This is a genomic window from Alsobacter sp. R-9, from assembly GCF_054612375.1.
In genome coordinates, this window is record NZ_JBTSWJ010000003.1 from 271144 (window position 1) to 295996 (window position 24853).

General features: G+C 69.2%; 23 protein-coding genes. 17 read left to right on the forward strand and 6 right to left on the reverse strand.

The window, feature by feature from the left end; genetic code table 11:
* On the reverse strand, positions 1-747 hold the full coding sequence (locus ACX9GQ_RS06775) for a 3-deoxy-manno-octulosonate cytidylyltransferase (RefSeq protein WP_459628784.1): 747 nt from the start codon (positions 745-747) through the stop codon (positions 1-3).
* A 193-nt stretch (positions 748-940) separates the two neighbouring features.
* On the opposite strand from ACX9GQ_RS06775, the gene ACX9GQ_RS06780 reads away from it, so the two are divergent.
* The 15 genes from ACX9GQ_RS06780 (at position 941) to ACX9GQ_RS06850 (ending at position 18178) form a co-directional block, all read left to right on the forward strand.
* Positions 941-1501 carry a c-type cytochrome gene (locus ACX9GQ_RS06780; RefSeq protein ID WP_459628785.1) on the forward strand — a complete coding sequence of 187 codons (561 nt, stop codon included), beginning with the start codon at positions 941-943 and terminating at the stop codon, positions 1499-1501.
* Between the two features lie 145 nt (positions 1502-1646).
* Positions 1647-3509, forward strand: coding sequence for an extracellular solute-binding protein (locus ACX9GQ_RS06785; protein WP_459628786.1), 1863 nt, complete (start codon positions 1647-1649; stop codon positions 3507-3509).
* A gap of 31 nt (positions 3510-3540) precedes the next feature.
* Positions 3541-5400 (forward strand): extracellular solute-binding protein, encoded by a 1860-nt coding sequence (locus ACX9GQ_RS06790; protein WP_459628990.1) that lies wholly within the window; start codon positions 3541-3543, stop codon positions 5398-5400.
* The gene (locus tag ACX9GQ_RS06795) at positions 5400-6515 is read left to right on the forward strand and encodes a microcin C ABC transporter permease YejB (protein ID WP_459628787.1); all 1116 of its coding nucleotides are present in this window, start codon (positions 5400-5402) and stop codon (positions 6513-6515) included. The genes ACX9GQ_RS06790 and ACX9GQ_RS06795 overlap by 1 nt, the downstream gene beginning before the upstream one ends.
* Before the next feature lie 37 nt (positions 6516-6552).
* On the forward strand, positions 6553-7680 hold the full coding sequence (locus tag ACX9GQ_RS06800) for an ABC transporter permease (RefSeq protein WP_459628991.1): 1128 nt from the start codon (positions 6553-6555) through the stop codon (positions 7678-7680).
* Between the two features lie 10 nt (positions 7681-7690).
* Positions 7691-9319 (forward strand): ABC transporter ATP-binding protein, encoded by a 1629-nt coding sequence (locus ACX9GQ_RS06805; RefSeq protein ID WP_459628788.1) that lies wholly within the window; start codon positions 7691-7693, stop codon positions 9317-9319.
* A gap of 29 nt (positions 9320-9348) precedes the next feature.
* On the forward strand, positions 9349-10188 hold the full coding sequence (locus tag ACX9GQ_RS06810) for an inositol monophosphatase family protein (RefSeq protein ID WP_459628789.1): 840 nt from the start codon (positions 9349-9351) through the stop codon (positions 10186-10188).
* Entirely contained in the window at positions 10185-11417 is a 1233-nt protein-coding gene (locus tag ACX9GQ_RS06815) for a phosphopentomutase (protein WP_459628790.1), read from the forward strand. Before ACX9GQ_RS06810 ends, ACX9GQ_RS06815 begins: the two co-directional genes overlap by 4 nt.
* A 114-nt stretch (positions 11418-11531) precedes the next feature.
* Positions 11532-12791: a GTP cyclohydrolase II gene (locus ACX9GQ_RS06820; protein ID WP_459628791.1), complete on the forward strand. Its 1260-nt coding sequence runs from the start codon at positions 11532-11534 to the stop codon at positions 12789-12791.
* Between the two features lie 10 nt (positions 12792-12801).
* Positions 12802-14040, forward strand: a complete 1239-nt coding sequence (locus tag ACX9GQ_RS06825; protein WP_459628792.1) for a URC4/urg3 family protein — start codon at positions 12802-12804, stop codon at positions 14038-14040.
* 50 nt (positions 14041-14090) lie between these two features.
* On the forward strand, positions 14091-14720 hold the full coding sequence (gene upp / locus ACX9GQ_RS06830) for a uracil phosphoribosyltransferase (RefSeq protein WP_459628793.1): 630 nt from the start codon (positions 14091-14093) through the stop codon (positions 14718-14720).
* 113 nt (positions 14721-14833) lie between these two features.
* Positions 14834-15676 (forward strand): 2,3,4,5-tetrahydropyridine-2,6-dicarboxylate N-succinyltransferase, encoded by an 843-nt coding sequence (gene dapD / locus ACX9GQ_RS06835; protein WP_459628794.1) that lies wholly within the window; start codon positions 14834-14836, stop codon positions 15674-15676.
* A gap of 7 nt (positions 15677-15683) precedes the next feature.
* Positions 15684-16868, forward strand: a complete 1185-nt coding sequence (dapE, locus tag ACX9GQ_RS06840) for a succinyl-diaminopimelate desuccinylase (RefSeq protein ID WP_459628795.1) — start codon at positions 15684-15686, stop codon at positions 16866-16868.
* 77 nt (positions 16869-16945) lie between these two features.
* Positions 16946-17527, forward strand: coding sequence for a hypothetical protein (locus ACX9GQ_RS06845; protein WP_459628796.1), 582 nt, complete (start codon positions 16946-16948; stop codon positions 17525-17527).
* Positions 17528-17587: 60 nt separating this feature from the next.
* Positions 17588-18178 (forward strand): hypothetical protein, encoded by a 591-nt coding sequence (locus ACX9GQ_RS06850; RefSeq protein ID WP_459628797.1) that lies wholly within the window; start codon positions 17588-17590, stop codon positions 18176-18178.
* Here ACX9GQ_RS06850 and truA read toward each other — a convergent pair.
* From truA to def, 3 genes are read right to left on the reverse strand one after another with little or no spacing between them, the layout of a single operon-like run.
* Positions 18130-18909 carry a tRNA pseudouridine(38-40) synthase TruA gene (gene truA, locus ACX9GQ_RS06855; RefSeq protein ID WP_459628798.1) on the reverse strand — a complete coding sequence of 260 codons (780 nt, stop codon included), beginning with the start codon at positions 18907-18909 and terminating at the stop codon, positions 18130-18132. The two genes, ACX9GQ_RS06850 and truA, sit on opposite strands and share 49 nt — an antisense overlap.
* Positions 18909-19841 (reverse strand): methionyl-tRNA formyltransferase, encoded by a 933-nt coding sequence (gene fmt / locus ACX9GQ_RS06860; RefSeq protein WP_459628799.1) that lies wholly within the window; start codon positions 19839-19841, stop codon positions 18909-18911. The genes truA and fmt overlap by 1 nt, the downstream gene beginning before the upstream one ends.
* A gap of 30 nt (positions 19842-19871) precedes the next feature.
* Entirely contained in the window at positions 19872-20390 is a 519-nt protein-coding gene (gene def / locus ACX9GQ_RS06865; protein ID WP_459628800.1) for a peptide deformylase, read from the reverse strand.
* Positions 20391-20480: 90 nt separating this feature from the next.
* Here def and ACX9GQ_RS06870 point away from each other — a divergent pair, with 90 nt between their 5' ends.
* A complete protein-coding gene (locus tag ACX9GQ_RS06870; RefSeq protein ID WP_459628801.1) occupies positions 20481-21665 on the forward strand; it encodes a DNA recombination protein RmuC in 1185 nt (394 codons plus the stop codon).
* Between the two features lie 5 nt (positions 21666-21670).
* Positions 21671-23005, forward strand: coding sequence for an 8-oxoguanine deaminase (locus ACX9GQ_RS06875; RefSeq protein ID WP_459628802.1), 1335 nt, complete (start codon positions 21671-21673; stop codon positions 23003-23005).
* 15 nt (positions 23006-23020) lie between these two features.
* Here ACX9GQ_RS06875 and ACX9GQ_RS06880 read toward each other — a convergent pair whose 3' ends face one another.
* Both ACX9GQ_RS06880 and argB read right to left on the reverse strand, forming a co-directional pair.
* Positions 23021-23779, reverse strand: a complete 759-nt coding sequence (locus ACX9GQ_RS06880) for a pyrimidine 5'-nucleotidase (RefSeq protein WP_459628803.1) — start codon at positions 23777-23779, stop codon at positions 23021-23023.
* Between the two features lie 138 nt (positions 23780-23917).
* Complete coding sequence (gene argB / locus ACX9GQ_RS06885; RefSeq protein WP_459628804.1) at positions 23918-24805, reverse strand: acetylglutamate kinase; 888 nt, start codon at positions 24803-24805, stop codon at positions 23918-23920.
* Between the last annotated feature and the right edge of the window lie 48 nt (positions 24806-24853).

The following is a 24853-nucleotide window of genomic DNA, read 5'->3' on the forward strand; positions in this document are numbered from 1 at the left end:
TCAGTGTCCTTTGCGGCGCGCGGCGAGGATGGCGCGGGCCCTGTCGAGGTCGTGGGGCGTGTCGACGCCCAGCGGAACGTCGTCCACCATCGCCACGTCGATCCGCATGCCGTCCTCGATGGCGCGCAGCTGCTCCAGCCGCTCGCGCTTCTCCAGGGTGGACGGCGGCAGGCCGACGAACCGCGCCAGCGCACGGCGCCGGTACGCGTAGAGGCCGATGTGGTGGTAGAGCGGGCCGTCGCCCGACGGCGCCGTGGCCCGCGTGAAATAGATGGCCCGCATCTGCCCCGGCAGCGTCGGCGAGCCGATGATCTTGACCACGTTCGGGTCGGTCCGCTCCTCGATGCGGGTGATTTCGACCGCGATCGTGGCGATGTCGACCGCCGGGTTGGCGAGTGGCAGGATCGAGGCTTGCACAGCCGCGGGGTCGATCGTGGGCAGGTCACCCTGCACGTTGACCACAACGTCGTGCCGCCCCTCGGGGTCGAACAGCTCCACCGCCTCGAAGATCCGGTCCGAGCCGGAGGGGTGGTCCGCTCGCGTCATCACCGCGATTCCGCCCACGGCCTCGATCGCCTGGACGATGCCCGGCTCGTCCGTGGCAACCACGACGGGGCCGAGCCCCGCCTCCACGGCGCGGCGCCAGACGTGGACGATCATCGGCTCGCCGAGGATGTCCGCGAGTGGCTTTCCCGGCAGGCGCGTGGAGGCCATCCGGGCGGGAACGAGGACGACGGGATCCGACATCGGTGCGATCTCAGCCGCGAAGGCGGCAAAAAGTATCAATGGCGAGGGTGCTTATACGAGTTGCCAAGGACGCGGCAAAGCGGGTAATCAGTCGCCGCCCGGCGGAGAAGACGCGGGGAGCCTGTCCTTTGGGCCAAGAGCCCGGTGCCGGCTCCGTCGCGGGTCCCGGCGGACGATGGGGTCGGAGAGACTGATGTTCGGGATGGATTCCTTCGAGTTCAACAAGATCGCCGGTGCCGTGCTCGGCAGCCTGCTGTTCCTCATGGGGCTCGGGATCGTCGGCGACATCATCTTCGCGCGTCCCCACACGATCGTTGCCGGTTACGCGCTGCCTGCGGGCGAGGAAGCCCCTGCCGCCGCCGCTGCGCCGGCCGCCGCGACGGCGGAGCCGCTGCCTGTGCGTCTCGCCAAGGCCGACGCCGCCAAGGGCCAGGCCGCAGCCAAGGCCTGCGCGTCCTGCCACGCCTTCGAGAAGGGCGGCCCCAACAAGATCGGCCCGGGCCTGTGGAACGTCGTCAACATCGCCAAGGGTACGCACGAGGGCTTCAAGTACTCGGCGGCGATGCAGGAGCGCACCGCGAAGGGCGAGAAGTGGACCTTCGACGCGCTTGACCAGTTCATCGCCAACCCGAAGGGCTACATGCCCGGCACCGCCATGGGCTACGCCGGCCTGAAGGAGGCGGACCGCCGCGCCGACATCCTGGCGTACCTGCGCACGCTGGCCGACACGCCGGCCGAGCTGCCGAAGCCCTGATCACCCTCCCGCGAGGATGACGCGAAGGCCGGGGACACCCCGGCCTTTTTCATGCCCGGCGCCCGGCGTCCGCTGGCCCGGGACCGAAAAAGCGACATAATCCGACCCTTGGTTGCGCCGTGCGAGGCGGTGCCGGAGGGTCGCGATGACGGGTTCACGGTTTCGGGCGGTGGTGGCCGCCGCGTTCTGGGTCGGGCTGGTCGGCGCCGGTCCCGCTGTCGCCCAGCAGGATCCGTGGCGGCATGCGCTGTCGCTGATGGGTGAGCCCCGCTACGCCCCGGACTTCAAGGCCTTCGACTACGTCAACCCGAACGCACCCAAGGGCGGCACGGCCCGTCTCGCCCGCCAGGGCGCCTTCGACAACTTCAATCCCGTCGTCGCCGGGGTGAAGGGCCAGATCGAGGCCGGGGTGGGGCTCGTCTACGAGCAACTCACGGACCAGTCCCTCGACGAAGTCTCCACCGCCTACGGCCTGCTGGCCGAGGCCATGCGGCATCCCCCCGACTACTCCTCCGTCACCTACCGGCTGCGCGCCGAGGCCCGCTGGCACGACGGCAAGCCGGTCACGCCCGAGGACGTCATCTTCTCGCTGGACGCCTACAAGGCCAACAGCCCGATGTATGCGTTCTACTTCCAGCACGTGGTGAAGGCCGAGAAGACCGGGGAACGCGAGGTGACATTCACCTTCGACCAGCCCGGCAACCGCGAGCTGCCGCAGATCGTCGGCCAGCTCACCATCCTGCCGAAGCACTGGTGGGAGGGCACGGCGCCCGACGGGCGCAAGCGCGACATCCGGCAGACGACGCTGGAGCCGCCGATGGGGTCGGGCCCCTACCGCCTGAAGGGCTTCGACGCGCAGCGCAATGCCGTCTACGAGCGGGTTCCCGACTATTGGGGCAAGTCCATCCCGGTCCGGGTGGGGACCAACAACTTCGACGAGATGCGCTTCGAGTACTACCGCGACAGCACCGTCCTCGTGGAGGCGCTGAAGGGCGACCAGTACGACTTCCGCATCGAGAACAGCGCCAAGAACTGGGCCACGGCCTACGATTTTCCTGCCGTGAAGGACGGCAAGGTGGTCAAGGAAGAGTTCGCCGAACGCGCCAGCGGCCGCATGCAGGCCTTCGCATTCAACCTGCGGCGAGCCAAGTTCCAGGACCCGCGGGTGCGGCGGGCGTTCAACTTCGCCTTCGACTTCGAGGAGATGAACAAGCAGATCTTCTTCGGCCAGTACCAGCGCATCGACAGCTACTTCGAGGGCACCGAGCTGGCGTCCTCCGGCCTGCCGGAAGGCAAGGAGAAGGAGATCCTCGAGAGCGTGAAGGACAAGGTCCCCGCCGAGGTCTTCACCACGCCCTACACCAATCCCGTCGCCGGCAACCCCAACGCGGTGCGCGAGAACTTGCGCGAGGCCGACCGGCTTCTGAAGGAGGCGGGCTGGGAGATCCGCAACGGCAAGCGCGTGAACGCCAGGACAGGCGAGCACCTGACGGTCGAGTTCCTCGGCTTCGACCCGACGACGGAGCGCTACGTCCTCTTCTACAAGCCGTCGCTGGAGCGGCTCGGCATCGGCGTCTCGCTGCGCGTCGTCGATCCGTCGCAGTACGAAAACCGCATGCGCGACTTCGACTTCGACGTGACGACGGAGCTGTGGGCGCAGTCGCTCTCGCCCGGCAATGAGCAGCGCGACTTCTGGGGCTCGCGCGCCGCCGGCACGCCGGGCTCGCGCAACGTGCTGGGCATCAAGGACGCCGGCATCGACGCCCTGATCGACCGGATCATCTTCGCCAAGGACCGCGAGGAGCTCGTGGCCGCCACGAAGGCGCTGGACCGGGTGCTGCTCGCCCACCAGTTCGTCGTGCCGCAGTGGACCTACCCCTACACGCGCACCGTCCGCTGGAACCGCTTCGGGCGTCCTGACCCGATGCCGAAGTATTCCGCGCCGGCCTTCCCCACCATCTGGTGGTGGGACGCGGAACTCGCGAAGAAGACCGGATCCGCCCGCTGAGGAGCCCCAGGTGACGCACGCCGACGACCCGATGCCGATCTCCCGGCGTTCCGCGATCGTGTGGGGCGCCGCCGCCGCGGCCGCCGCGCTCTGGCCCCGCCGCGGGATGGCGCAGGCGACCGCGGACTGGTCGCACGGGATGTCCGGATTCGGCGAGCTGAAATACGCCGCCGGCTTCCAGCGCTTCGACTACGTCGATCCCGCGGCGCCCAAGGCCGGCGCGGTGGCGCTGCAGATCTCGTCGACGACCGGCAACCAGGCCTTCGACACCTTCAACACCCTGAACATCTTCGTGCTGAAGGGCGACGGCGCGGCGGGCATGCCGCTCACCTTCGACAGCCTGATGGCGCGCGCGCTGGACGAGCCGGACGCAATGTACGGCCTCGTCGCCGAAGCGGTGCGGGCGGCGCCGGACGGCCTGTCGCACAGCTGGCGCATCCGGCCGCAGGCGCGCTTCAGCGACGGCTCGCCCCTGACGGCCGAGGACGTGGCCTTCTCCATCATGCTCCTCAAGCAGAAGGGCCATCCCGCCTTCTCGCAGGCGCTCCGCTTCGTGGCGGGCGCCGAGGTCACGGAGGCCGGCGTCGTCACCGTGCGCTACGACAGGGGCCGTTCGCGCAACCTGCCATTGCTGGTGGCAGGCCTGCCGATCTTCTCGAAGCCCTATTACACGGCGCGCCCCTTCGAGGAGTCCACGCTGGAGGCGCCTCTCGGGTCCGGTGCCTACAAGGTGGGCCGCTTCGAGCAGGGCCGGTTCATCGAGTTCACCCGCAACCCGGACTACTGGGGCCGCGACCTGCCGGTGAACGTGGGTGTGAACAACTTCGACCGCATCCGCTACGAGTATTACCGTGACCGGCAGGTGGCGCTCGAAGGCTTCAAGGCCGGCTCCTTCACCTTCCGCGAGGAGTTCACCTCGCGCGACTGGGCCAACAGCTACGATTTTCCGGCCGTGCGCGAAGGCCGCGTGAAGCGCGAGACGATCCCGGACGAGACGCCGTCGGGGACGCAGGGCTGGTGGTTCAACACGCGGCGGGAGCAGTTCGCCGACCGCCGCGTCCGTGACGGGCTCAACTACCTGTTCGACTTCGAATGGACGAACGTCAACCTGATGTTCCGGTCCTACCAGCGCACGACCTCGTTCTTCGAGAACTCCGACATGAAAGCCGCCGGGAAGCCCTCCCCGGAGGAACTGAAGCTGCTGGAGCCGTGGCGCGGCAAGGTGCCGGACGAGGTCTTCGGCGACCCCTTTGTTCCCCCGGCGAGCGACGGCAGCGGGCAGGACCGCAACCTGCTGCGCCGTGCCGACACGCTGCTGCGCGAGGCTGGATGCCGCCGGGAGGGCAACGTGATGCGCCTGCCCTCCGGCAAGCCGTTCGAGATCGAGTTCCTCGACTTCTCAGGTGCGCTGGAGCCGCACACCTCGACGCTGATCAAGAACATGAAGCTGATCGGCATCGAGGCACGCTACCGGGTCGTCGATGCCGCCCAGTACCAGCGCCGGGTCGATGCCTTCGACTTCGACGTCATCACCCGTCGCACCAGCATGGGCATGACCCCCGACGAGGGCCTGCGCACCATGTTCGGCTCCCGCACGGCGACGGTGGAAGGCTCGTCCAACATCGCCGGCGTGCGCGATCCGGCCGTGGACGCGCTGATCGACGCCGCGCTCACGTCGGCGACCCGGGCCGAGCTTGTCACCGCCTGCCGGGCACTGGACCGCGTGCTGCGTGCCGGGCGTTACTGGATCCCGATGTGGTTCAAGGCCGAGCACTGGCTCGCCTACTGGGACATGTTCGGCCGTCCCCCGGTGAAGCCGCGCTACGATCGCGGCGCGCCGGCCACATGGTGGTATGACGAGGCGAAGGCCAAGCGAATCGGAAAGGCTTGATGGTCGCCTACATCGCGCGCCGCATCCTGCTGATGATCCCGACCCTGTTCGGGATCATGCTCATCTCGTTCGTCATCGTGCAGTTCGCCCCCGGCGGGCCGGTTGAGCGCGTGCTGGCGCAGCTGCAGGGCAACGACGCCTCGGCCACCTCCCGCATCGCGGGCGGCGGCGGCGACTTCGCCGGCGGCCAGCAGATGCAGCCTGGCGGCAACGCGGCCGAGACGACGTCGAAGTACCGGGGCGCGCAGGGGCTCGACCCCGCCTTCGTCAAGCAGCTGGAGGCGCAGTTCGGCTTCGACAAGCCGCCCGCCGAGCGCTTCGTCGTGATGCTGTGGAACTACCTGCGCTTCGACTTCGGCAAGAGCTACTTCCGCGACGTGCCGGTGGTGCAACTGATCAAGGAGAAGCTGCCCGTCTCCATTTCGCTCGGGCTGTGGATGACACTGCTGTCCTACGCCATCTCGATCCCGCTCGGCATCCGCAAGGCGGTGAAGGACGGCACGCCGTTCGACACCTGGACCTCCGGCGTCGTCATCATCGGCTACGCCATCCCGGGCTTCCTGTTCGCCATCCTGCTGATCGTGCTGTTCGGCGAGGGGTCGTCGTTCTTCCCGTTCTTCCCGCTGCGCGGGCTGACCTCGGAGAACTTCTGGCAGCTGCCCTGGTACGCGCAGGTCGCGGACTACGCCCGCCACATCGCGCTGCCGATCCTGTCGATGGCGCTCGGCGCCTTCGCCACCTCGACGCTGCTGACCAAGAACTCGTTCCTGGACGAGATCCGCAAGCAGTACGTCCTGACGGCGCGCATGAAGGGCCTGAGCGAGCGGCAGGTGCTCTACGGGCATGTCTTCCGCAACGCCATGCTGATCGTCATCGCGGGCTTTCCCGGCGCCTTCATCCACGCCTTCTTCACCGGCTCGCTGCTGATCGAGACGGTGTTCTCGCTCGACGGGCTCGGGCTCCTGTCGTTCGAGTCGATCGTCAACCGCGACTATGCGGTGGTGTTCGCGACGCTCTACATCTTCTCGCTGCTCGGCCTCATCGTGAACCTGCTCTCCGACCTCACCTACACCTGGATCGATCCGCGGATCGACTTCGAGACGAGGGAGGTCTGAGGTGACGATCGCGCTCGAGCGTTCCGCCGACGGCGCGATGGCCAAGGCCCCGCCGCTGCCGCGGCAGGGCTGGCTGCGCCTGACCCCGCTCTCGCAGCGCCGCCTGGCCAACTTCAAGGCCAACCGGCGCGGTTACTGGTCGTTCTGGATCTTCATGGTCCTGTTCGTGCTCTGCCTCTTCGCCGAGTTCATCGCCAACGACCGGCCGATTCTCGTGCGCTACAAGGGCGAGACGCTGTTTCCGGTGTTCGTGAACTACCCGGAGGAGAAGTTCGGCGGCTTCCTCGCACAGACCGACTACCGCGACCCCGTGATCCAGAAGGAGATCGAGGAGAACGGCTGGGCGCTGTGGCCACCCATCCGCTTCGGCTCCAACACGATCAACCTCGACCTGCCGACGGCGGCGCCCTCGCCGCCCACGTGGATGCTCAAGGAGGAAATCTGCAAACCGATCGCCGAGAAGAAGGGCGGACGGGGCTGCCGGGACCTCGAGTACAACTGGCTCGGCACCGACGACGGCGGGCGCGACGTCCTCGCCCGCATCATCTACGGCTTCCGCATCTCCGTCCTGTTCGGGCTGATCCTTGCCGGCATCTCCTCGGTCGTCGGCATCCTTGCCGGCGCCGTGCAGGGCTACTTCGGCGGCCGGATCGACCTCTACTTCCAGCGCATCATCGAGATCTGGTCGGCGATCCCCTCGCTCTACCTGCTGATGATCCTGTCGAACTTCTTCCAGCCGTCGTTCTTCACGCTGCTGTTCATCCTGCTGCTGTTCTCGTGGGTGGCGCTCGTGCACGTCGTGCGCGCCGAGTTCCTGCGGGCGCGCAACTTCGACTACGTCCGCGCCGCCCGGGCACTGGGCCTCTCCGACGCGCGGATCATGGTCAAGCACGTCCTGCCCAACGCCATGGTCGCGACGATGACCTTCCTGCCCTTCATCCTGAACGGCTCGATCACGACGCTGACCTCGCTCGACTTCTTGGGTTTCGGCCTGCCGCCCGGCTCGCCGTCGCTCGGCGAGCTGCTGCTGCAGGGCAAGAGCAACGTCTCAGCCCCGTGGCTTGGCCTCACCGGCTTCACGGTGATTGCGGTGATGCTCTCGCTGCTGATCTTCATCGGCGAGGCCGTCCGCGATGCCTTCGACCCGCGCAAGACCTTTGCGTGAGGGCCGGCGGATGACGTCTCCCCTCCTCTCCGTCCGTGACCTCTCCGTCGTCTTCCGCCAGGGCGGGCGGGAGACGCTGGCGGTGGATCGCGTGTCGTTCGAGGTGGCGCCGGGGGAGACGGTGGCGCTCGTGGGCGAGTCCGGCTCGGGTAAGTCCGTCAGCGCGCTATCCGTGCTGAAGCTGCTCAGCTACCCGCCCGCCTCGCACCCGTCCGGCGAGGTCCTGTTCAAGGGCGAGAACCTGCTCGCGCTGGGCGAGGACGAGCTTCGCAAGGTGCGCGGCAACGCCATCACGATGGTGTTCCAGGAACCCATGACCTCGCTGAACCCGCTCCACACGATCGAGCGGCAGATCGGCGAGATCCTCTCGCTCCACAAGGGCCTCTCGGGCGACGCGGCGCGCGCCCGGACGCTCGAGATGCTGACCCAGGTCGGCATCCGCGACCCGGAATCGCGCCTCGGCGCGTATCCGCACGAACTCTCCGGAGGACAGCGCCAGCGCGTCATGATCGCCATGGCGCTCGCCAACGAGCCGGACCTGCTCATCGCCGACGAGCCGACGACGGCGCTCGACGTGACCGTGCAGGCGCAGATCCTGAAGCTGCTCGCCGAGCTCAAGGCGAGCCGCGGAATGGCGATGCTGTTCATCACCCACGACCTCGGCATCGTCCGCAAGATCGCCGACCGCGTCTGCGTCATAACGCGCGGCCGGATCGTCGAGCAGGGGCCGGTGGCAGACGTGTTCGAGCGGCCGCAGCACGAGTACACGCGCAAATTGCTCGCCGCCGAGCCGAAGGGCCGGGCAGCGCCGCTGCGCGACGGCGCGACGACCGTCGTCTCGACCGACGACCTCAAGGTCTGGTTCCCGATCCGCAAGGGCTTCTTCAAGAAGATCGTCGGCCACGTGAAGGCGGTGGACGGCATCAGCGTCGCCATCCGCGAGGGCGAGACGGTCGGCGTCGTCGGCGAATCCGGCTCAGGCAAGACGACGCTCGGCCTTGCCATGCTGCGGCTGATCGGGTCGCAGGGGCCTGTCGTCTACATGGGCAAGCGCCTCGACGGTCTCTCGTCGAAGGAGATGCGTCCGCTCCGCCGCAACCTGCAGGTGGTCTTCCAGGATCCCTATGGCTCGCTGTCGCCGCGCATGTCGGTGGCCGAGATCGTCGCCGAGGGCCTGAGCGTGACCGGGGAGGCCGGTTCGCTGGAGGCGCAGCGCGAGATCGTGGCGCAGGCGCTCGTCGACGTCGGGCTCGATCCGGCGACGATGGACCGCTATCCGCACGAGTTTTCCGGCGGCCAGCGCCAGCGCATCGCCATCGCCCGGGCCATGGCGCTGAAGCCGCGCTTCGTGGTGCTCGACGAGCCGACCTCGGCGCTGGACATGTCCGTGCAGGCGCAGATCGTGGAACTCCTGCGCGACCTGCAGGCCCGCAACAACCTCGCCTACATGTTCATCAGCCACGACCTGCGCGTCGTGCGTGCGTTGTCGAACCACGTCGTCGTCATGCAGAATGGCCGGGTCGTCGAGCAGGGGCCGGCGGACGAGCTCTTCGAGCGGCCCCAGACCGACTACACCCGCGCCCTGATGGCGGCGGCCTTCCGGCTTGAGGCCGCCGAAAGCCACGTCGTCAGGGACTGAGAAACGACAGTCCCGGAGGGCCCGCGCCCGTGGTCACCGAACGCGACATCCGCACCGTTGCCGAAATCCTGAAGGAGGCGGCGCAGCGCGAGATCCTTCCCCGCTTCCGGCGCCTCGGCACCGGCGACATCCGCACGAAATCGTCCGCCATCGACCTCGTCACCGACGCCGACGAGCAGGCCGAGCGCCTGATCGAGGCGAGACTCGCCGCGGCGTTTCCGGGCGTGCTGGTGGTCGGCGAGGAGGGAGTCTCGAAGGGCGCGGGCCGGCTCAAGGGCCTCGGCGAGGCTGACCTCGCCATCCTCGTCGATCCCGTCGACGGCACCGCCAACTTCGCCGCCGGCCTTCCGCTCTTCGCTGTCATGGCCGCGCTGGTGGTGCGCGGCGAGATCGTCGGCACCGTCATCCTCGATGCGCTGAGCGACATGTGCTCCTTCGCGCTCCGGGGGGAGGGCGCCTGGTGGGAGGACTCGCAGGGCCGCCGCACCGACATGCGGGTGGCCCCACCCGTGCCGGTTTCGCAGATGGTCGGCACGGTCTCGTGGCACTGGACCCCCGAGCCGAAGCGCTCGATCCTCACCGGAAACCTCGGCAAGGTCGCCACGGCGCTCTCCTACCGGTGCGCCGCGCACGAGTACCGGCTGGTGGCGTCCGGCAACACCCATTTCGTCCTGTTCAGCAAGCTCATGCCGTGGGACCACGCGCCCGGCTGGCTGCTGCACCGCGAGGCCGGCGGCTACGCGGCCCGCTTCGACGGAAGCCCCTACGGCGTCACCCACCTCGATGGCGGCCTGATCGCCGCGCCGGACAAGGACAGCTGGACCGCACTGCGCGACGCGCTCCTGAACCCGTCGGAGCCTGTCGCGTGAGCCGCGCCTTCCTGATCGTCCTCGACTCCGTCGGCTGCGGCGGGGCCGAGGACGCGGAGGGCTACGGCGACGGCGGTGCGGACACGCTCGGCCACATCGCCGGCGCCTGCGCCCGCGGCGAGGGCGACCGGGCAGGCCTTCGCCATGGCCCCCTGCAACTCCCGGCGATGGCCGGCCTCGGTCTCGGCCAGGCGATGGCCGCGTCCACCGGGCAGACTGCGACGCCGTGGCCGCAGGCCTCGGCGCCGCGCGGCCAGTGGGGCTACGCGGTCGAGACATCGCGCGGCAAGGACACGGTCTCCGGACACTGGGAGATCGCCGGCACGCCGGTCCCCTACGCCTTCGGCTACTTCCCTGACACGCGCCCCGCGTTCCCTGCCGCCATCAGCACCGGGATAGCGGCCGCCGCCGGCACGGCCGGGATCCTCGGCGATTGCCATGCCAGCGGGACGGCGATCCTCGACGCGCTCGGCGCCGAGCACATGCGGACGGGCTGGCCGATCTGCTACACGTCGGTCGACAGCGTCCTGCAGATCGCCGCGCACGAGGAGACGTTCGGCCTCGAGCGGCTCTACGCCCTGTGCCGGGCCGTTCGCGAACTGGTCGATCCGCTGCGCATCGGCCGCGTGATTGCCCGCCCCTTCATCGGAGACGGCGCCAAGGGCTTCGTCCGGACCGGCAACCGCAAGGACTTCGCCATTCCGCCGCCGGACGGGACCCTGCTCGACCGCGCCGTGGCGGCGGGGCGAGACGTCGTCACCGTCGGCAAGATCGGCGACATCTTCTCCCACCGCAGCACGGGCCGGGAGGTGAAGACGCCTGGCAACATGGCGCTTTTCGACACCATGATCGCCGAGGTGCCGCGGCTCGGCGACGGCGGGCTCCTCTTCGCCAACTTCGTCGATTTCGACACCGATTTCGGCCACCGTCGCGACGTGGCGGGCTACGCGGCTGCGCTGGAGGCGTTCGACCGCCGGCTGCCCGAGTTCGAGACCCTTCTGCGCCCTGGCGACGTGGCGATCCTCACCGCCGACCATGGCAACGATCCGACGTGGCACGGGACGGATCACACCCGCGAGCACGTGCCGATCCTTGCCTTTGGCCCCGGCCTGCCGGCAGGGCGGATCGGCCGGCGCGACAGCTACGCGGACATCGGCGAAACGCTGGCCGCGCACCTGGGGCTCCCGGCCGGACCGGCTGGAAAAGGCTGGTCGCTGCGCGGCCGTTGACGTTCCGTCAAGCAAACACCACGATGATTCGGCACGAGGGCCCCCGGCCGGATCCGGCGGGGGGCTTCGTGTTTTGGGCACCCTTCCAGGGGTGCCGGCCGAGGACGACGCGCCATGGCGGAGAACCGCTCGACCCATATCCGGCTGACCTCCCATCCCGAACCCGGGGCGGGAGTCGGGCGCTGGCCGGTGCGCTGGGGTGCCGGCGACCCGAAGGCGCGCGGACCCATCGTGGGCTCCGTCACCAACCCGGGCGACCGCAATGTCATCGGCGCCCATGGCGGAGCTTACTCTCTCTACCGCGCGCTCGCGGTCTCGTCAGGCGCGCTCAACCCGCTGGCGCGGCCTGACCTCACGAACACGCATCCCGTCGTCGGCATCGGCCCGCATCCGCAGTGGACCGAGCCCGGCCGCATCGTGTCCCTGGATCCGTGGGGCCACATGGCCGGCCAGGCCTTCTCGGAAGAGATCGCGCAGGGCCTCGACGTTCGCCCGACGATCGCCATCACCCGCGCCCGTCTCAACATGCCGGAGATCGTCTCCGCCCTGTCCGGCGGCCGGCTGCGGCAGGACGACGAGATCCTGCACGGCACCGGCGACGTCTCGGTGACGAAGATCGCCATCGACCCGGTCTGGCACCTGCCGGGCGTCGCCGCCCGCTTCGGCGTGACGGAGACGGTCCTGCGCCGCACGCTGTTCGAGCAGACGGGCGGCATGTTCCCCGAACTGGTGACGCGGCCGGACCTCAGCGTGTTCCTGCCGCCCATCGGCGGCACGACGGTCTACATCGTCGGCGACGTCGAGGCCCTCACCGATCCGCGCCGCACCGTGGCGTGCCGCGTCCATGACGAGTGCAACGGATCCGACGTTTTCGGCTCCGACATCTGCACGTGCCGTCCCTACCTCGTGCACGGCATCGAGGAGTGCGTGCGCGAGGCGCAGAAGGGTGGGGCAGGGGTCATCGCCTACAACCGCAAGGAAGGCCGCGCGCTGGGCGAGGTGACGAAGTTCCTCGTCTACAACGCGCGCAAGCGGCAGGAGGGCGGCGACCAGGCTGCGACCTATTTCGAGCGGACGGAGTGCGTGGCCGGCGTGCAGGACGCGCGCTTCCAGCAACTGATGCCGGACGTGCTGCACTGGCTCGGCATCCGCCGGATCGACCGGTTCATGTCGATGTCCAACATGAAGTACGACGCCATCGTCGGCGCAGGCATCGAGATCGTCGAGCGCGTGCCGATCCCCGACGAACTGATCCCGCCGGACGCGTCCGTTGAGATGGAGGCCAAGAAGGCCGCGGGATACTATGCGCCGGACGGCTCGCCGAGCCGGGATGCCCTGCGCGACACGGTCGGCCGGCCGCTCGAACGCTACTGAGTTTCACTGCATGGCGCCCACCGACGCGGATCTCGCCCGCTCCCTCCTGTCGCCGAGGGCCGTGCGCGAGCGCGCGCACACCCTCCTCGCCATGGGTATCGAGGGTCACCTGCCCAACTTCCGGGTCGATTCCGGGCGGCTCGTGCGCTGCTCCAACTACGTGCTCGACACGATCCGCCGGAACTACCCGACGCTCGACGTGCCCTTCCACGCCCGCTGGCGCCACTTCTCCGCGGGAGGCTTCGACCGCTGGGGCACGCTGGACCGCGCGACGACATGGCCCACCCCGGCTGCGAAGGGGCGGGCGGCGTTCGACCTCGCCATCACCTCCGTGCTGCTGGACGCCGGCGCCGGCCCGGCCTGGCAATACCGGGAAGCATCGAGCGGCGAGACCTTCGCACGCTCCGAGGGCCTCGCGGTGGCGAGCTTCGACATGTTCGTGGCTGGCGCGTTCTCTGCGACGGCGGGCGACGCGCTGCGGGCGGACGCCGACGGCCTGCGCCGCCTCGCGGCGGAAGATGTCGGCGCGGCGTTCCAGGTATCGCCCGAGAACCCGCTCGTCGGGCTCGAGGGGCGGGCGTCGCTATTGCGGCGGCTGGGTGACGTCGTCGCCGCCAACCCCGCCGTCTTCGGGCGTGCCGACACCCCGCGGCCGGGCGGGCTGTTCGACCATCTGGCCGCGCAGGCCGAGGGCGGCCTGCTGCCGGCCGAGGCCATCCTGCGCGCGCTGCTCGACCATCTCGGCCCGATCTGGCCCGGGCGCATCACGCTCGGCGGCATCGACCTCGGCGACACGTGGCGGCATCCCTCGCTGGTGACCCGGGACGGCACGAGCGGGCTCGTGCCCTTCCACAAGCTCTCCCAGTGGCTCGCTTACTCGCTGATCGAGCCGCTGCAATGGGCCGGCATCGGCGTCACCGGCATCGACGCGCTCACGGGCCTCGCCGAGTACCGCAACGGAGGGCTCTTCGTCGACGCTGGCGTCATCCGCCTGAACGACCCGAGCGAGGCGGCGATCCCGCAGCGGGTCGACTCGACGCTGGTGGTCGAGTGGCGGGCGCTCACCGTGGCGCTGCTCGACGACGTCGCGGCGCTGGTGCGGCAGGCGCTGGGCCGCCCGCCGGAGCAGTTTCCGCTCGCCAAGGTCCTCGAAGGCGGCACCTGGGCGGCCGGACGGCGCATCGCCCGCGAAAAACGCGTGGATGGATCGCCGCCGCTCACCGTCATCAGCGACGGAACGGTTTTCTGAGGCGGAAGCCGCGCTAGACTGCGCCCGTAACTGGCCAGTCGAGGTTGTCCATGGAAGGCGTCACCGTCGTTTCCCATCCGCTCGTGCAGCACAAGCTGACGCTGATGCGGGACAAGAAGCGCTCGACCAAGGGCTTTCGGCAGCTGCTCAACGAGATCGGCATGCTGCTCGCCTACGAGGTGACGCGCGACCTGCCGCTCGAGGACGTCGAGATCGAGACGCCGCTGACGACGATGCAGGCGCCCACCATCGCCGGCAAGAAGCTCGTCTTCGCGCCCATCCTGCGGGCGGGCGTCGGCATGCTGGACGGCATGCTCTCCCTCGTCCCCTCGGCGCGCGTCGCCCATATCGGCCTCTACCGCGACCCCGAGACGCTGACGGCCGTCGAGTACTACTTCAAGGCGCCCTCCGACATCGCCGACCGTCTGGTCATCGTCGTCGACCCGATGCTGGCGACCGCCAATTCCGCCGTCGCGGCGATCGACCGGCTCAAGGAGCGCGGGGCGAAGGACATTCGCTTCGTGTGCCTGCTGGCGGCGCCCGAGGGCGTGTCCCGGCTCACCGGAGCGCATCCCGAGGTGCGCATCTGGACGGCGGCCATTGACGACCACCTCAACGACCACGGATACATCGTGCCTGGCCTCGGGGACGCCGGCGACCGGATGTACGGCACCCGCTGACGCCGGGCGTTTCCGGCCTATATCCCGGCGCAGAATCCGCTTCCCCCGACGCCGTCGCATGCTCTAAGGACGCGGCGGTCCTGCTTCACTCCGGTTCCGCCAAAGGTCGTCCCATGTCGCACGCCGCACTTGCCACCGCCATCGAAGCCGCCTGGGAGAGCCGGGCCGAGATCGGACTGACGACGAAGGGCGAGGTTCGCGAGGCCGTCACGGAGGCCCTGAACCTGCTCGATACCGGCAAGGCGCGCGTCGCCGAGAAGGGCGCCGGCGGCTGGACGGTCAACCAATGGCTGAAGAAGGCGGTTCTTCTGTCGTTCCGGTTGAACGACATGACCCTGATCGGCAACGGGCCCGGCAACGCGTCGTGGTGGGATAAGGTCCCCTCCAAGTTCGACGGCTGGGGGGAAAGCGAGTTCCGCGCCGCCGGCTTCCGCGCCGTGCCGAACTGCATCGTGCGCCGCAGCGCCTACATCGCCCCCGGCGTCGTGCTGATGCCCTCATTCGTCAACCTCGGCGCATATGTCGACAGCGGCACGATGGTGGACACGTGGGCGACGGTCGGCTCCTGCGCCCAGATCGGCAAGAACGTCCACCTGTCCGGCGGCGTCGGCATCGGCGGCGTGCTGGAGCCGCTGCAGGCCGGGCCGACGATCATCGAGGACAACTGCTTCATCGGCGCCCGGTCCGAGGTCGTCGAGGGCGTCGTCGTCGGCGAGGGGTCGGTCATCTCGATGGGCGTGTTCATCGGCGCCTCGACCAAGATCATCGACCGCGCGACGGGCGAGGTACACATGGGCAAGGTGCCGCCCTATTCGGTGGTCGTGTCCGGCAGCCTTCCCGGCAAGCCGCTGCCCAACGGCGAGCCCGGCCCGTCGCTCTACTGCGCCGTGATCGTGAAGCGCGTCGACGAGCAGACCCGTTCGAAGACCAGCATCAACGAGCTCCTGCGCGACTGACCGCGCCGTGCCCCCTTTCGATCCGACGGATGCCGTCGCGCTGACCCAGGCGCTCGTCCGCTGCCCCTCCGTCACGCCGGCCGAGGGCGGCGCGCTCGCCCTGCTCGCCGAGGTTCTGGCGGCGGAAGGCTTTGCCGTGTCCCGGCCGGTGTTCTCCGAACCCGGCACCCCGGACATCGAGAACCTCTACGCCCGGATCGGCGAAGGGGTTCCCTGCCTCGTCTTCGCCGGCCACACCGACGTGGTCCCGCCCGGCGACGAGGGCCGCTGGACGCATCCGCCGTTCTCGGGCGCCATCGCCGGGGATGAACTCCACGGCCGGGGCGTCGTCGACATGAAGGGCGGCGTCGCGGCGTCGGTCGCCGCCGCCATCCGCCATTGTCGCGCCCACGGCGGCCGGCCGGCGAAGGGTTCCATCGCCTTCCTCATCACCGGCGACGAGGAAGGGCCGGCCGTGAACGGCACGGTCAAGCTGCTCGACTGGGCGAAGGCGCGGGGCGAGCGGTTCGACCACTGCATCCTCGGCGAGCCGACCAACCCGGATGCCCTCGGCGACATGATCAAGATCGGCCGGCGCGGCTCGCTCACCGGCCGGATCGTGGTGGAAGGCCGGCAGGGCCATGTCGCCTATCCGCATCTCGCGGCGAACCCGATCCCGGCGCTGGTCGCGATGCTCGCCGCGCTGAAGGCGGCTCCGCTCGACGCGGGCACGGCGCATTTCGACCCCTCGAACCTCGAAGTCACCACGGTCGACGTCGGGAACTCCGCCACGAACGTCATCCCGGCGACGGCGCGCGCGACCTTCAACATCCGCTTCAATGACGTCTGGACGCCCGCGACGCTGGCCGACGAGATCCGCCGCCGTCTCGCCGCTGCGGCCGGAGACGCCACGTGGTCGGTGACGTTCGACCCGACCAACGCCACCGCCTTCGTCACGGAACCCGGTCCCTTTGTCGCCTTCATGGTCGACGCCGTCGAGGCGGCGACCGGGCGCCGGCCGGTGCTCTCCACGACCGGCGGCACGTCCGATGCCCGTTTCATCAAGGACGTGTGCCCCGTGCTGGAGTTCGGACTCGTCGGGCAGACCATGCACCAGGTGGACGAGCGGGCCTCGCTTTCGGACATCCGGAGCCTTGCGGATATCTACCTCGCCGTGATCGATCGATACTTCGCCACTGTCACGTCTGCGTGATCTCGCAAGCGCGAAGTGGACGGGCCCGGTCGGGCGGAGTCAGGCTTGCGGGAAGATCATCTCCCGGAGCACCAGCCATGCTCACGTCTGATGAAGTCGCTCGCCATCTGTCCGGTTCGCTCAAGCTGCTGAACCAGGACACGCATGGTCTCGACCGGTTCAACGTGTCCCTCGAGGCCTTCTGGCACTCCTTCCTCGCAGTGTTCCTCACCGCACCCGCCTTCGTCGCCGTCCTGGCGTCGGACCGCGTCCGTCTCGGCCTGCCGCTGCAGGAGGGATTGTTCCACGATCCGGAACTGGTGCTTGTCCGATTGATCGCCGCGGGCGCGGCGTGGGTGGCCTTCCCGCTTCTGATGATCCTGGTCGTTCGGGCCCTCGGCCTCGGCCACCGCTATGTCGGCTACATCATCGTCTACAACTGGTCGGCGGTGGTGACGACGACGGCCTTCGCGATCCCGGCCGCTGCCTACGCGCTGGGTTTCATCCCGTCCGGGGTCGTCATTTTGTTCGGCATCGGCTTCTCGATCGTCGTGTTCCACTACCGCTGGTTCATGACGCGCGCCGCGCTCGGGGTGTCCGGAGGCCTCGCCGCCGTCCTGGCCGCGGGGGACCTCGGCCTGAGCACGCTCGTGTCGGCCGCCGCCCGCGCCATCGTCTGAGGTCTAGACGAAAGTCGCAGACGCTCTAGCTCCAAGCAATAGCTGGGCTGGAGGCGCCGGATGCTGTCTGCCGATGAGGTTGCGCGTTCGCTGAAGGGCTCGTTCCACCTCTTCAACCGCGAGGAAGAGGGTATCCATCTCTTTCCGGCGTCGATCGAGGCGTTCTGGCGCTCCTTCGCCGCCATTGTCCTCACTGCACCCGCTCTCGTCACCGCGCTTGCCGCCGACCGCATCCGCGCAGGCCTGCCCTTGCACGAAGGGCTCTTCTCGGATCCCGGCCTCGTGGCCCTCCGGCTCATGATCGCGGGAACCGGCTGGATCGCCTTCCCGCTCCTCATGATCGTGGTCGTCCGCAGGCTCGGGCTGGGACACCGATACGTGGGTTTCGTCGTCGCCTACAACTGGACGGCGGTGGTGGTGTCCTTCGTGCTCGCCATCCCGACGGCGCTCTACGTGCTCGGGCTCGCCAGCAGTACCCTGGCGACCGTCTATGGTGTCGCCTTCGGTATCCTCGTCTTCCGCCTGCGTTGGTTCCTCGTCAAAGCCGCCCTCGGCACGCCGGGCAGGGTCGCCGCGTTGATCGCTGCCGCGGATCTGGGCCTCTATGCGCTGCTCGGGGCGGCCGGCGCGTCGCTCGTCGCGTCCGCGTAGTCGACACCCACGAGATAGAGCCCGCACGGGGGCGCCAAGGGCGCGCAGCGGCTTCTGTCCCGGGCGTGCAGCGCATCTGCGAGGTCGCGTGCCGTCCAGCGTTCCGAGCCCACCTGCTGCAGGCAACCGACGAACGAACGCACCTGATGATGCAGGAACGACCGGGCCGAGGCGAACACCCGCACCTCGTCACCCACCCGTTCGACGTCGAGCCGGTCCAGCGTCTTCACCGGGCTGGCCGACTGGCACTCCGCCGCGCGGAAGGTCGTGAAGTCGTGCCGCCCCACCAGCACCTGCGCCGCCTCGTGCATCGCCCCGGCATCGAGCGCCCATTTCACATGCCACGCCCGGTTGAGGTCGAGCGCCAGGGGCGCCCGCCGCGTGACGATCCGGTAGAGATAGTGGCGCCTGGTCGCCGACGTCCGCGCGTTGAAACTGTCCGCCACCCTCGTCGCTGCCAGCACTGCAACGGGCTCGGGGCGAAGATGGGCATTGAGTGCGTCGCGGATCGTGTCGGTCCGCCAGTCGCGATCGAGGTCGACATGCGCGACCTGATGGGTGGCATGGACACCTGTATCGGTGCGGCCGGCCCCCTGGATACGCTGGGGCGAACCCGTCAGGCGTGCAAGCGCCTCCTCGATGGCGCCCTGCACGGTGCGGCCGTTCGCCTGGAACTGCCAGCCGACGAACGGCGTCCCGTCATACTCGATGACGAGCTTGTAGCGTGGCATCAGCCGAGCCTCGTGCCCGCCGGCACGGGCTGCCCGCGCAGGAAGTCGCCTGCGGCCATGGCACGCGACCCGCTGCGCTGCACCTGCAGCAGCCGGACCGCGCCGCTTCCGCAAGCGATGGTGAGGACGTCGTCGAGCGCCGTCCCCGGCGCGCCGGTCCCCTCCGCCGGTTCCGCGCGGAGCACCTTCATGCGTTCAGGGCCGCGCCCGAGATCGACGCTGGTGAAAGCGCCGGGGAACGGCGACAGGCCCCGGATGAGATCGTGCACATGGCGCGCCGGCTGCGCCCAGTCGATCCGGGAATCCTCGTTGGAGATCTTCGCGGCGTAGGTGACGCCCTCGGAGGGCTGCGCCCGGAACGTCAGGCCCCCGCGCGACAGCGCGGCGAGGGCACGGGCCATCAGGTCGGCTCCCAGCGTCGCGAGCCGGTCGTGCAGTTCGCCGGCAGTCATGTCATCCGGGATGGCGACGCGCTCCACCATGGCGACCGGGCCCGTGTCGAGGCCCTTCTCCATCTGCATCACTGCGACCCCGGTCTCCGCATCGCCGGCCATGATCGCCCGCTGGATCGGGGCGGCGCCCCGCCAGCGCGGCAGCAGGGACGCATGGAGGTTGAGACACCCCATGGCAGGCACCGACAGGATGCTCTCGGGCAGGATCATGCCGTAGGCGACGACGACGGCGACGTCGGCCCCGTGGGCGGCGAAGTCGGCCGCGGCCTCGTCGCCGCGCAGGTTCGCCGGCGTGAAGACGGGGATGCCGAAGCGCAGGGCGGCCTCGTGCACCGGTGACCGCCGCTCCTCCATGCCGCGGCCAGCCTTGGCCGGCGCGCGCGTGTAGGCGGCGACCACCTCGTGGCCGTGGCCGACGATGGCGGAGAGGGTGGGGACGGCGAAGTCCGGCGTTCCCATGAAGACGACGCGCAGCGTCATGAGGACCTCGCAGGCGGGGGGAGCCGGCCGTCAGGCGGACTGGTCGCGCTTCGCCGCCTTCTGGAACTTCTTCATCACCCGCTCCCGCTTCAGGCGCGAGATGTGGTCGATGAACAGCTTGCCGTCGAGGTGGTCGATCTCGTGCTGCAGGCAGGTGGCGAGGAGCCCGTCGGCCTCCATCTCGCATTCACCGCCGTCCCGGTCGGTGAAGCGCACCTTCACCTTCGCCGGCCGCTCCACCTCCTCATAGTACTCGGGAATGGAGAGGCAGCCCTCCTCGTAGGTCGAGAGCTCGGGTGACGACCAGAGGATCTCGGGATTGATCAGCGCGATCGGCTTGCGCGGTTCGTCCTGCCGGGCCGTGTCGATCGTCACGATGCGCTGCGGCACGCCGATCTGGATCGCCGCAAGGCCGATGCCCGGCGCGTCGTACATCGTCTCGAACATGTCGTCGATCAGCGTCTTCAGGTCGGACGTGACCTTCGGCACGGCATCCGAGACGAGACGCAGCTTGGGATCGGGTATGATCAGGATCGGACGGATGGACATGGCGTGCAGGACATAATCACTCGCACGAGGCGGGTCAATCGTTCCGCTTTCGTTCTCGCGACGCCAACGAATCGAAGCTAGACTGCGACGATGGACAGGATCGTCATCGTCGTCGCCGACCACGCCGTGACATGGGGACAGGCCGTGCTCGGCCTCCTGGGCCTCGCGGTCGCGGGGCTGCTGGTCCTTGCCGTCGCCCTCGGGCGCGCGTCGCGCCGCAGCGCGCTCGACGCCGCGGCGGCGGCCGAGCGGCAGCGCGAACTGGACGAGAAGCTCGCCGAGGTCGCGCGCATCCAGTCCGAGATGACCGGGCGCATGCAGACCATGAACGAAGTCTTCGGCACGCGGCAGGCGGACCTCGTCCGGCTCTTCGCCGAGCGGCTCGACACGCTGCAGGCCCGCGTCGGCGACGGCCTGCAGCAGAACGTGAAGCAGACGGTCGAGAACCTGTCGAAGCTCAACGAGCGCCTCGCCGTCATCGATGCCGCGCAGCAGAAGCTGACCGACCTGACCGGCCAGGTGCTGACCCTCAAGGACGTGCTGGCCAACAAGCAGGCGCGCGGTGCCTTCGGACAGGGCCGGATGGAGGCGATCGTGCGCGACGCCCTGCCGGCCAACGCCTACGCCTTCCAGGCGACGCTTTCCAATGGGCGGCGTCCCGACTGCATCATCCACCTGCCGGGGGACGAGCGGCCGCTCGTCGTCGACGCGAAGTTCCCGCTGGAGGGCTTCACCGCCTTCCGCGAGGCGCGCGGCGAGGAGGATCGGCGGGCGGCGGCGCAGCGAATCCGCACCGATGTCGGCACCCACATCCGCGACGTCGCCGAGAAATACCTCCTCGCCGGCGAGACCCAGGACATCGCCGTGCTCTTCGTGCCGGCGGAATCGCTCTTCGCCGACCTGCAGGAGCATTTCGAGGACGTCGTGCAGCGGGCCCACAAGGCGAGGGTCCTCGTCGTCTCGCCCTCGTTGCTCACCATGGCGATCCAGGTGATGCAGGCCATCGTCCGCGACGCGCGCATGCGCGAGCAGGCCCACCAGATCCAGGCCGAGGTCGGCCGGCTGCTGGAGGACGTGGGCCGCCTGCGCGATCGTGTCGGCAAGCTCGACGGGCATTTCCGGCAAGCGCAGGACGACGTGGCACAGATCGTGATTTCCGCCGACAAGGCGCTGAAGCGGGGCGACCGCATCACCGCGCTGGAATTCGAGGGGCCGGAGCCCGGCAGCGCCGCCGCGGGCCGGTTGCCCGGCACCGGGCGCACGGCGGCAGAGTGACGGTCATGCGGACGTGGATCCGGTCTCCCCTGGCGATCCTGGCGGACGGCGCGGGCGAGGGGCTCGTCGTCGAGGACAGCCGCATCGTCGAACTCGTGTCGTCGGGGGCCAAACCGGCGGCCCCTGTTGACTCGGTCTTCGACGCCTCGCGGCACGTGGTGCTGCCCGGGCTCGTCAACACGCACCACCACTTCTACCAGACGCTGACGCGAGCGCATCCGGACGCGATCAACCGCGAGTTGTTCCCCTGGCTCGTGGCCCTCTACCCGATCTGGAGCCGCCTCGATCCCGACAGCTTCCGCCTCGCGGTGCGGCTGGCGCTGGTGGAGTTGCTGCTCTCCGGATGCACCACCGCCTCGGACCACCACTACCTGTTCCCGAAGGGGCTCGAGAGCGCCATCGACATCGAGGTGGAGGAAGCGCGGGCGCTCGGCGTGCGCATGACCGTGACCCGCGGCTCCATGAACCTGTCGAAGAAGGACGGCGGACTGCCGCCCGACAGCGTCGTGCAGGACGAGGACGAGATCCTCGCCGACAGCGAACGGCTGCTCGGCCGCTACCATGACCGGTCCGACGGCGCGATGATCCGCGTGGCGCTGGCACCCTGCTCGCCCTTCTCGGTGACGAAGCGGCTGATGGCCGAGAGCGCCACCCTCGTCGAGCGGCACGACGCGCGGCTCCACACGCACCTCGCCGAGACGAAGGACGAGGACGCCTTCTGCCTGGCCACCTACGGCTGCAGACCGCTCGAACTGCTCGAAGAGGTTGGCTGGCTCGGTCCGCGCACGTGGCTTGCACACGGCATCCATTTCACCTGCGAGGAATGCGGCACGCTCGGGCGACACGGCGTCGGCGTGTGCCACTGCCCCACCTCCAACGCCGTCCTCGCCTCGGGCTTCTGCAGGACGCGCGAACTTGAAAGCGCCGGCGCGCCTGTGGGGCTCGGCGTCGACGGTTCGGCCTCCAACGACAGCTCGAACCTGATGGAGGGCGTCCGTCACGCGGTGATGGTCAACCGCCTCCACTATGCCTCCGCCTCGGCGGTCACGCACCTCGACGCCTTCCGCTGGGCCACCGAGGGCTCGGCGCGCTGCCTCGGCCGCAGCGACATCGGCCGCATCTCGCCCGGCCTCCAGGCCGACCTCGCGATGTTCACCATGGACGAACTGCGGTTCTCCGGCGCGCATGATCCGCTGGCCGCGCTTGCGCTCTGCGGCGCCACGCGGGCCGACCGGGTCATGGTCGCCGGGCGCTGGCGCGTGATCGACGGTCTGCCGGTGGGTCTCGATGTCGGCGAACTGCGCAAGCTGCACGGCGCGGCGGCGAAGCGGTTCGCCTGACGATCGACGCGTGGGTCAGCCGCGGGGTTCGGTGTCCGGCAGAGTCGCGCGCATGCGGGCGAGGAACGACGCGAGGTCCCGCGTCGTGTGATGGATGTAGGGAGCCTCCACCGACGCCTGCTCCTCGGCCTCGCGGAACGGGTCGGTGGTCTGCGGCAGCACCAGCACGGTCGTCATGCCGAGCGCGGAGGGGACGACGAGGTTCTTGGCGAGATCCTCGAACATGGCGGACCGCGAGGGGTCGACGCCATGCTTGTCGAGGAACCGCTCGTACGTGCGGGCCTCGGGCTTCGGCACGAGGTCGGCGGCTACGATGTCGAAGATCTCCTCGAAATGGTCGAGGATGCCAAGCTTGCCCGCGACGTTGAGGGCATGCTGGCGCGAGCCGTTCGTCAGGATGAGCTTGCGCCCGGGAAGGGATTCGATGGCGACCCCGAGCGCGGGGTCCGGATCGAGCAGCGACAGGTCGATCGAGTGCACGAAGTCCAGGAATTCGTGCGCGTCGATGGCGTGTTCGTCCATCAGACCCTTCAGGGTCGTCCCGTAGCGCGTGTAGTAGTACTTCTGGAGGGCGCGAGCGGAGATCTGGTCGAGGCCGAAGAGCTCGGACAGGAACAGCGTGATCCGCTCGTCGACCTGCGGCCAGAGCTTGGCGTGATGCGGATAGAGCGTGTTGTCGAGGTCGAAGATCCACGTCTCGACGTGATCGAAGCCCGGGACGCCCTGGCGGGTGGCCCCTTGTGTAGGGGGCGGCGGCGGAAACGCTTGGGTCATGGGATCGTCGAGGATTGCGCCGTTGAAAGGCGAATATGTGGCGGAACGCCACTCTCCGCCACCGATCCTTGACGAAACGTCAGCACCCCGGGGAGGCGCGCCCGCCCGGACGGCCTCCCGCCGGGCGGGCTTCGTCTTTCAGCGGGTGATGAGCGTGCCGGCCCCGAGATCCGTCAGGAGCTCCAGCAGCACGGCGTGTGGCACCTTTCCGTCGAGGATCACGACGCCCTCGACGCCCTTCTCCAGAGCGTAGATGCAGGTCTCGACCTTCGGGATCATGCCGCCGGTGATCGTGCCGTCGGCGATCAGGGCGCGGCACTGGTCGACGGTCAGTTCCTTGATGAGGTTCTTGTTCTTGTCGAGCACCCCGGGAACATCGGTGAGCAGCAGCAGGCGCTTCGCGCCCAGCGCCCCGGCGATGGCACCGGCGAAGGTGTCGGCATTGACGTTGTAGGTCTGCCCGTCGGCGCCATTGGCGACCGGGGCGAGGACCGGGATGACCTCGCGGCCGAGGAGCGCGTCGAGGACGGCGCGATCCACGCGCTCCGGCTCGCCGACGAACCCGAGGTCGACGACCTTCTCGATGTTCGACTCGGTGTCGGTCACGGTGCGGGTCACCTTGCGGGCGGTGACCATGTTGCCGTCCTTGCCGCAGAGCCCGATGGCACGCCCGCCCTCGGCGTTGATGAAGCCGACGATCTGCTTGTTGATCAGGCCCGCGAGGACCATCTCGACCACCTCGACGGTGGCCTTGTCCGTGATGCGCAGGCCTGCGCTGAACTCGCTCTTGATGCCGAGCCGGGCCAGCATGGCGCCGATCTGCGGGCCGCCGCCGTGGACGACGACCGGGTTCACGCCCGACTGCTCCAGCAGGACCATGTCCTTGGCGAAGTCACGGGCCACCTGCTCGTCGCCCATGGCGTGGCCGCCGTACTTCACCACCACGGTGGCCTCGTCGTAGCGCAGCATGTGGGGCAACGCCTGAACGAGGATTTCGGCCTTCATGTGGGGATCGATGTCGGTCATGGCGGGCTCGCGCGACGGTGAGGTGCGGCGGGTCTCTTAGCCGAAAAG

Excerpts from the sequence above, each read along its gene's own strand:
- def (WP_459628800.1), bottom strand. The coding sequence starts at position 20,390 with ATGTCCATCCGTCCGATCCTGATCATACCCGATCCCAAGCTGCGTCTC.
- ACX9GQ_RS06775 (WP_459628784.1), bottom strand. The coding sequence starts at position 747 with ATGTCGGATCCCGTCGTCCTCGTTCCCGCCCGGATGGCCTCCACGCGC.
- ACX9GQ_RS06785 (WP_459628786.1), top strand. The coding sequence starts at position 1,647 with ATGACGGGTTCACGGTTTCGGGCGGTGGTGGCCGCCGCGTTCTGGGTC.
- ACX9GQ_RS06850 (WP_459628797.1), top strand. The coding sequence starts at position 17,588 with ATGCTGTCTGCCGATGAGGTTGCGCGTTCGCTGAAGGGCTCGTTCCAC.
- ACX9GQ_RS06880 (WP_459628803.1), bottom strand. The coding sequence starts at position 23,779 with ATGACCCAAGCGTTTCCGCCGCCGCCCCCTACACAAGGGGCCACCCGC.
- ACX9GQ_RS06825 (WP_459628792.1), top strand. The coding sequence starts at position 12,802 with ATGGCGCCCACCGACGCGGATCTCGCCCGCTCCCTCCTGTCGCCGAGG.
- truA (WP_459628798.1), bottom strand. The coding sequence starts at position 18,909 with ATGCCACGCTACAAGCTCGTCATCGAGTATGACGGGACGCCGTTCGTC.
- dapD (WP_459628794.1), top strand. The coding sequence starts at position 14,834 with ATGTCGCACGCCGCACTTGCCACCGCCATCGAAGCCGCCTGGGAGAGC.
- ACX9GQ_RS06795 (WP_459628787.1), top strand. The coding sequence starts at position 5,400 with ATGGTCGCCTACATCGCGCGCCGCATCCTGCTGATGATCCCGACCCTG.
- ACX9GQ_RS06870 (WP_459628801.1), top strand. The coding sequence starts at position 20,481 with ATGGACAGGATCGTCATCGTCGTCGCCGACCACGCCGTGACATGGGGA.
- ACX9GQ_RS06820 (WP_459628791.1), top strand. The coding sequence starts at position 11,532 with ATGGCGGAGAACCGCTCGACCCATATCCGGCTGACCTCCCATCCCGAA.
- ACX9GQ_RS06875 (WP_459628802.1), top strand. The coding sequence starts at position 21,671 with ATGCGGACGTGGATCCGGTCTCCCCTGGCGATCCTGGCGGACGGCGCG.
- argB (WP_459628804.1), bottom strand. The coding sequence starts at position 24,805 with ATGACCGACATCGATCCCCACATGAAGGCCGAAATCCTCGTTCAGGCG.
- fmt (WP_459628799.1), bottom strand. The coding sequence starts at position 19,841 with ATGACGCTGCGCGTCGTCTTCATGGGAACGCCGGACTTCGCCGTCCCC.
- ACX9GQ_RS06805 (WP_459628788.1), top strand. The coding sequence starts at position 7,691 with ATGACGTCTCCCCTCCTCTCCGTCCGTGACCTCTCCGTCGTCTTCCGC.
- ACX9GQ_RS06790 (WP_459628990.1), top strand. The coding sequence starts at position 3,541 with ATGCCGATCTCCCGGCGTTCCGCGATCGTGTGGGGCGCCGCCGCCGCG.
- ACX9GQ_RS06845 (WP_459628796.1), top strand. The coding sequence starts at position 16,946 with ATGCTCACGTCTGATGAAGTCGCTCGCCATCTGTCCGGTTCGCTCAAG.
- upp (WP_459628793.1), top strand. The coding sequence starts at position 14,091 with ATGGAAGGCGTCACCGTCGTTTCCCATCCGCTCGTGCAGCACAAGCTG.
- ACX9GQ_RS06800 (WP_459628991.1), top strand. The coding sequence starts at position 6,553 with ATGGCCAAGGCCCCGCCGCTGCCGCGGCAGGGCTGGCTGCGCCTGACC.
- ACX9GQ_RS06780 (WP_459628785.1), top strand. The coding sequence starts at position 941 with ATGTTCGGGATGGATTCCTTCGAGTTCAACAAGATCGCCGGTGCCGTG.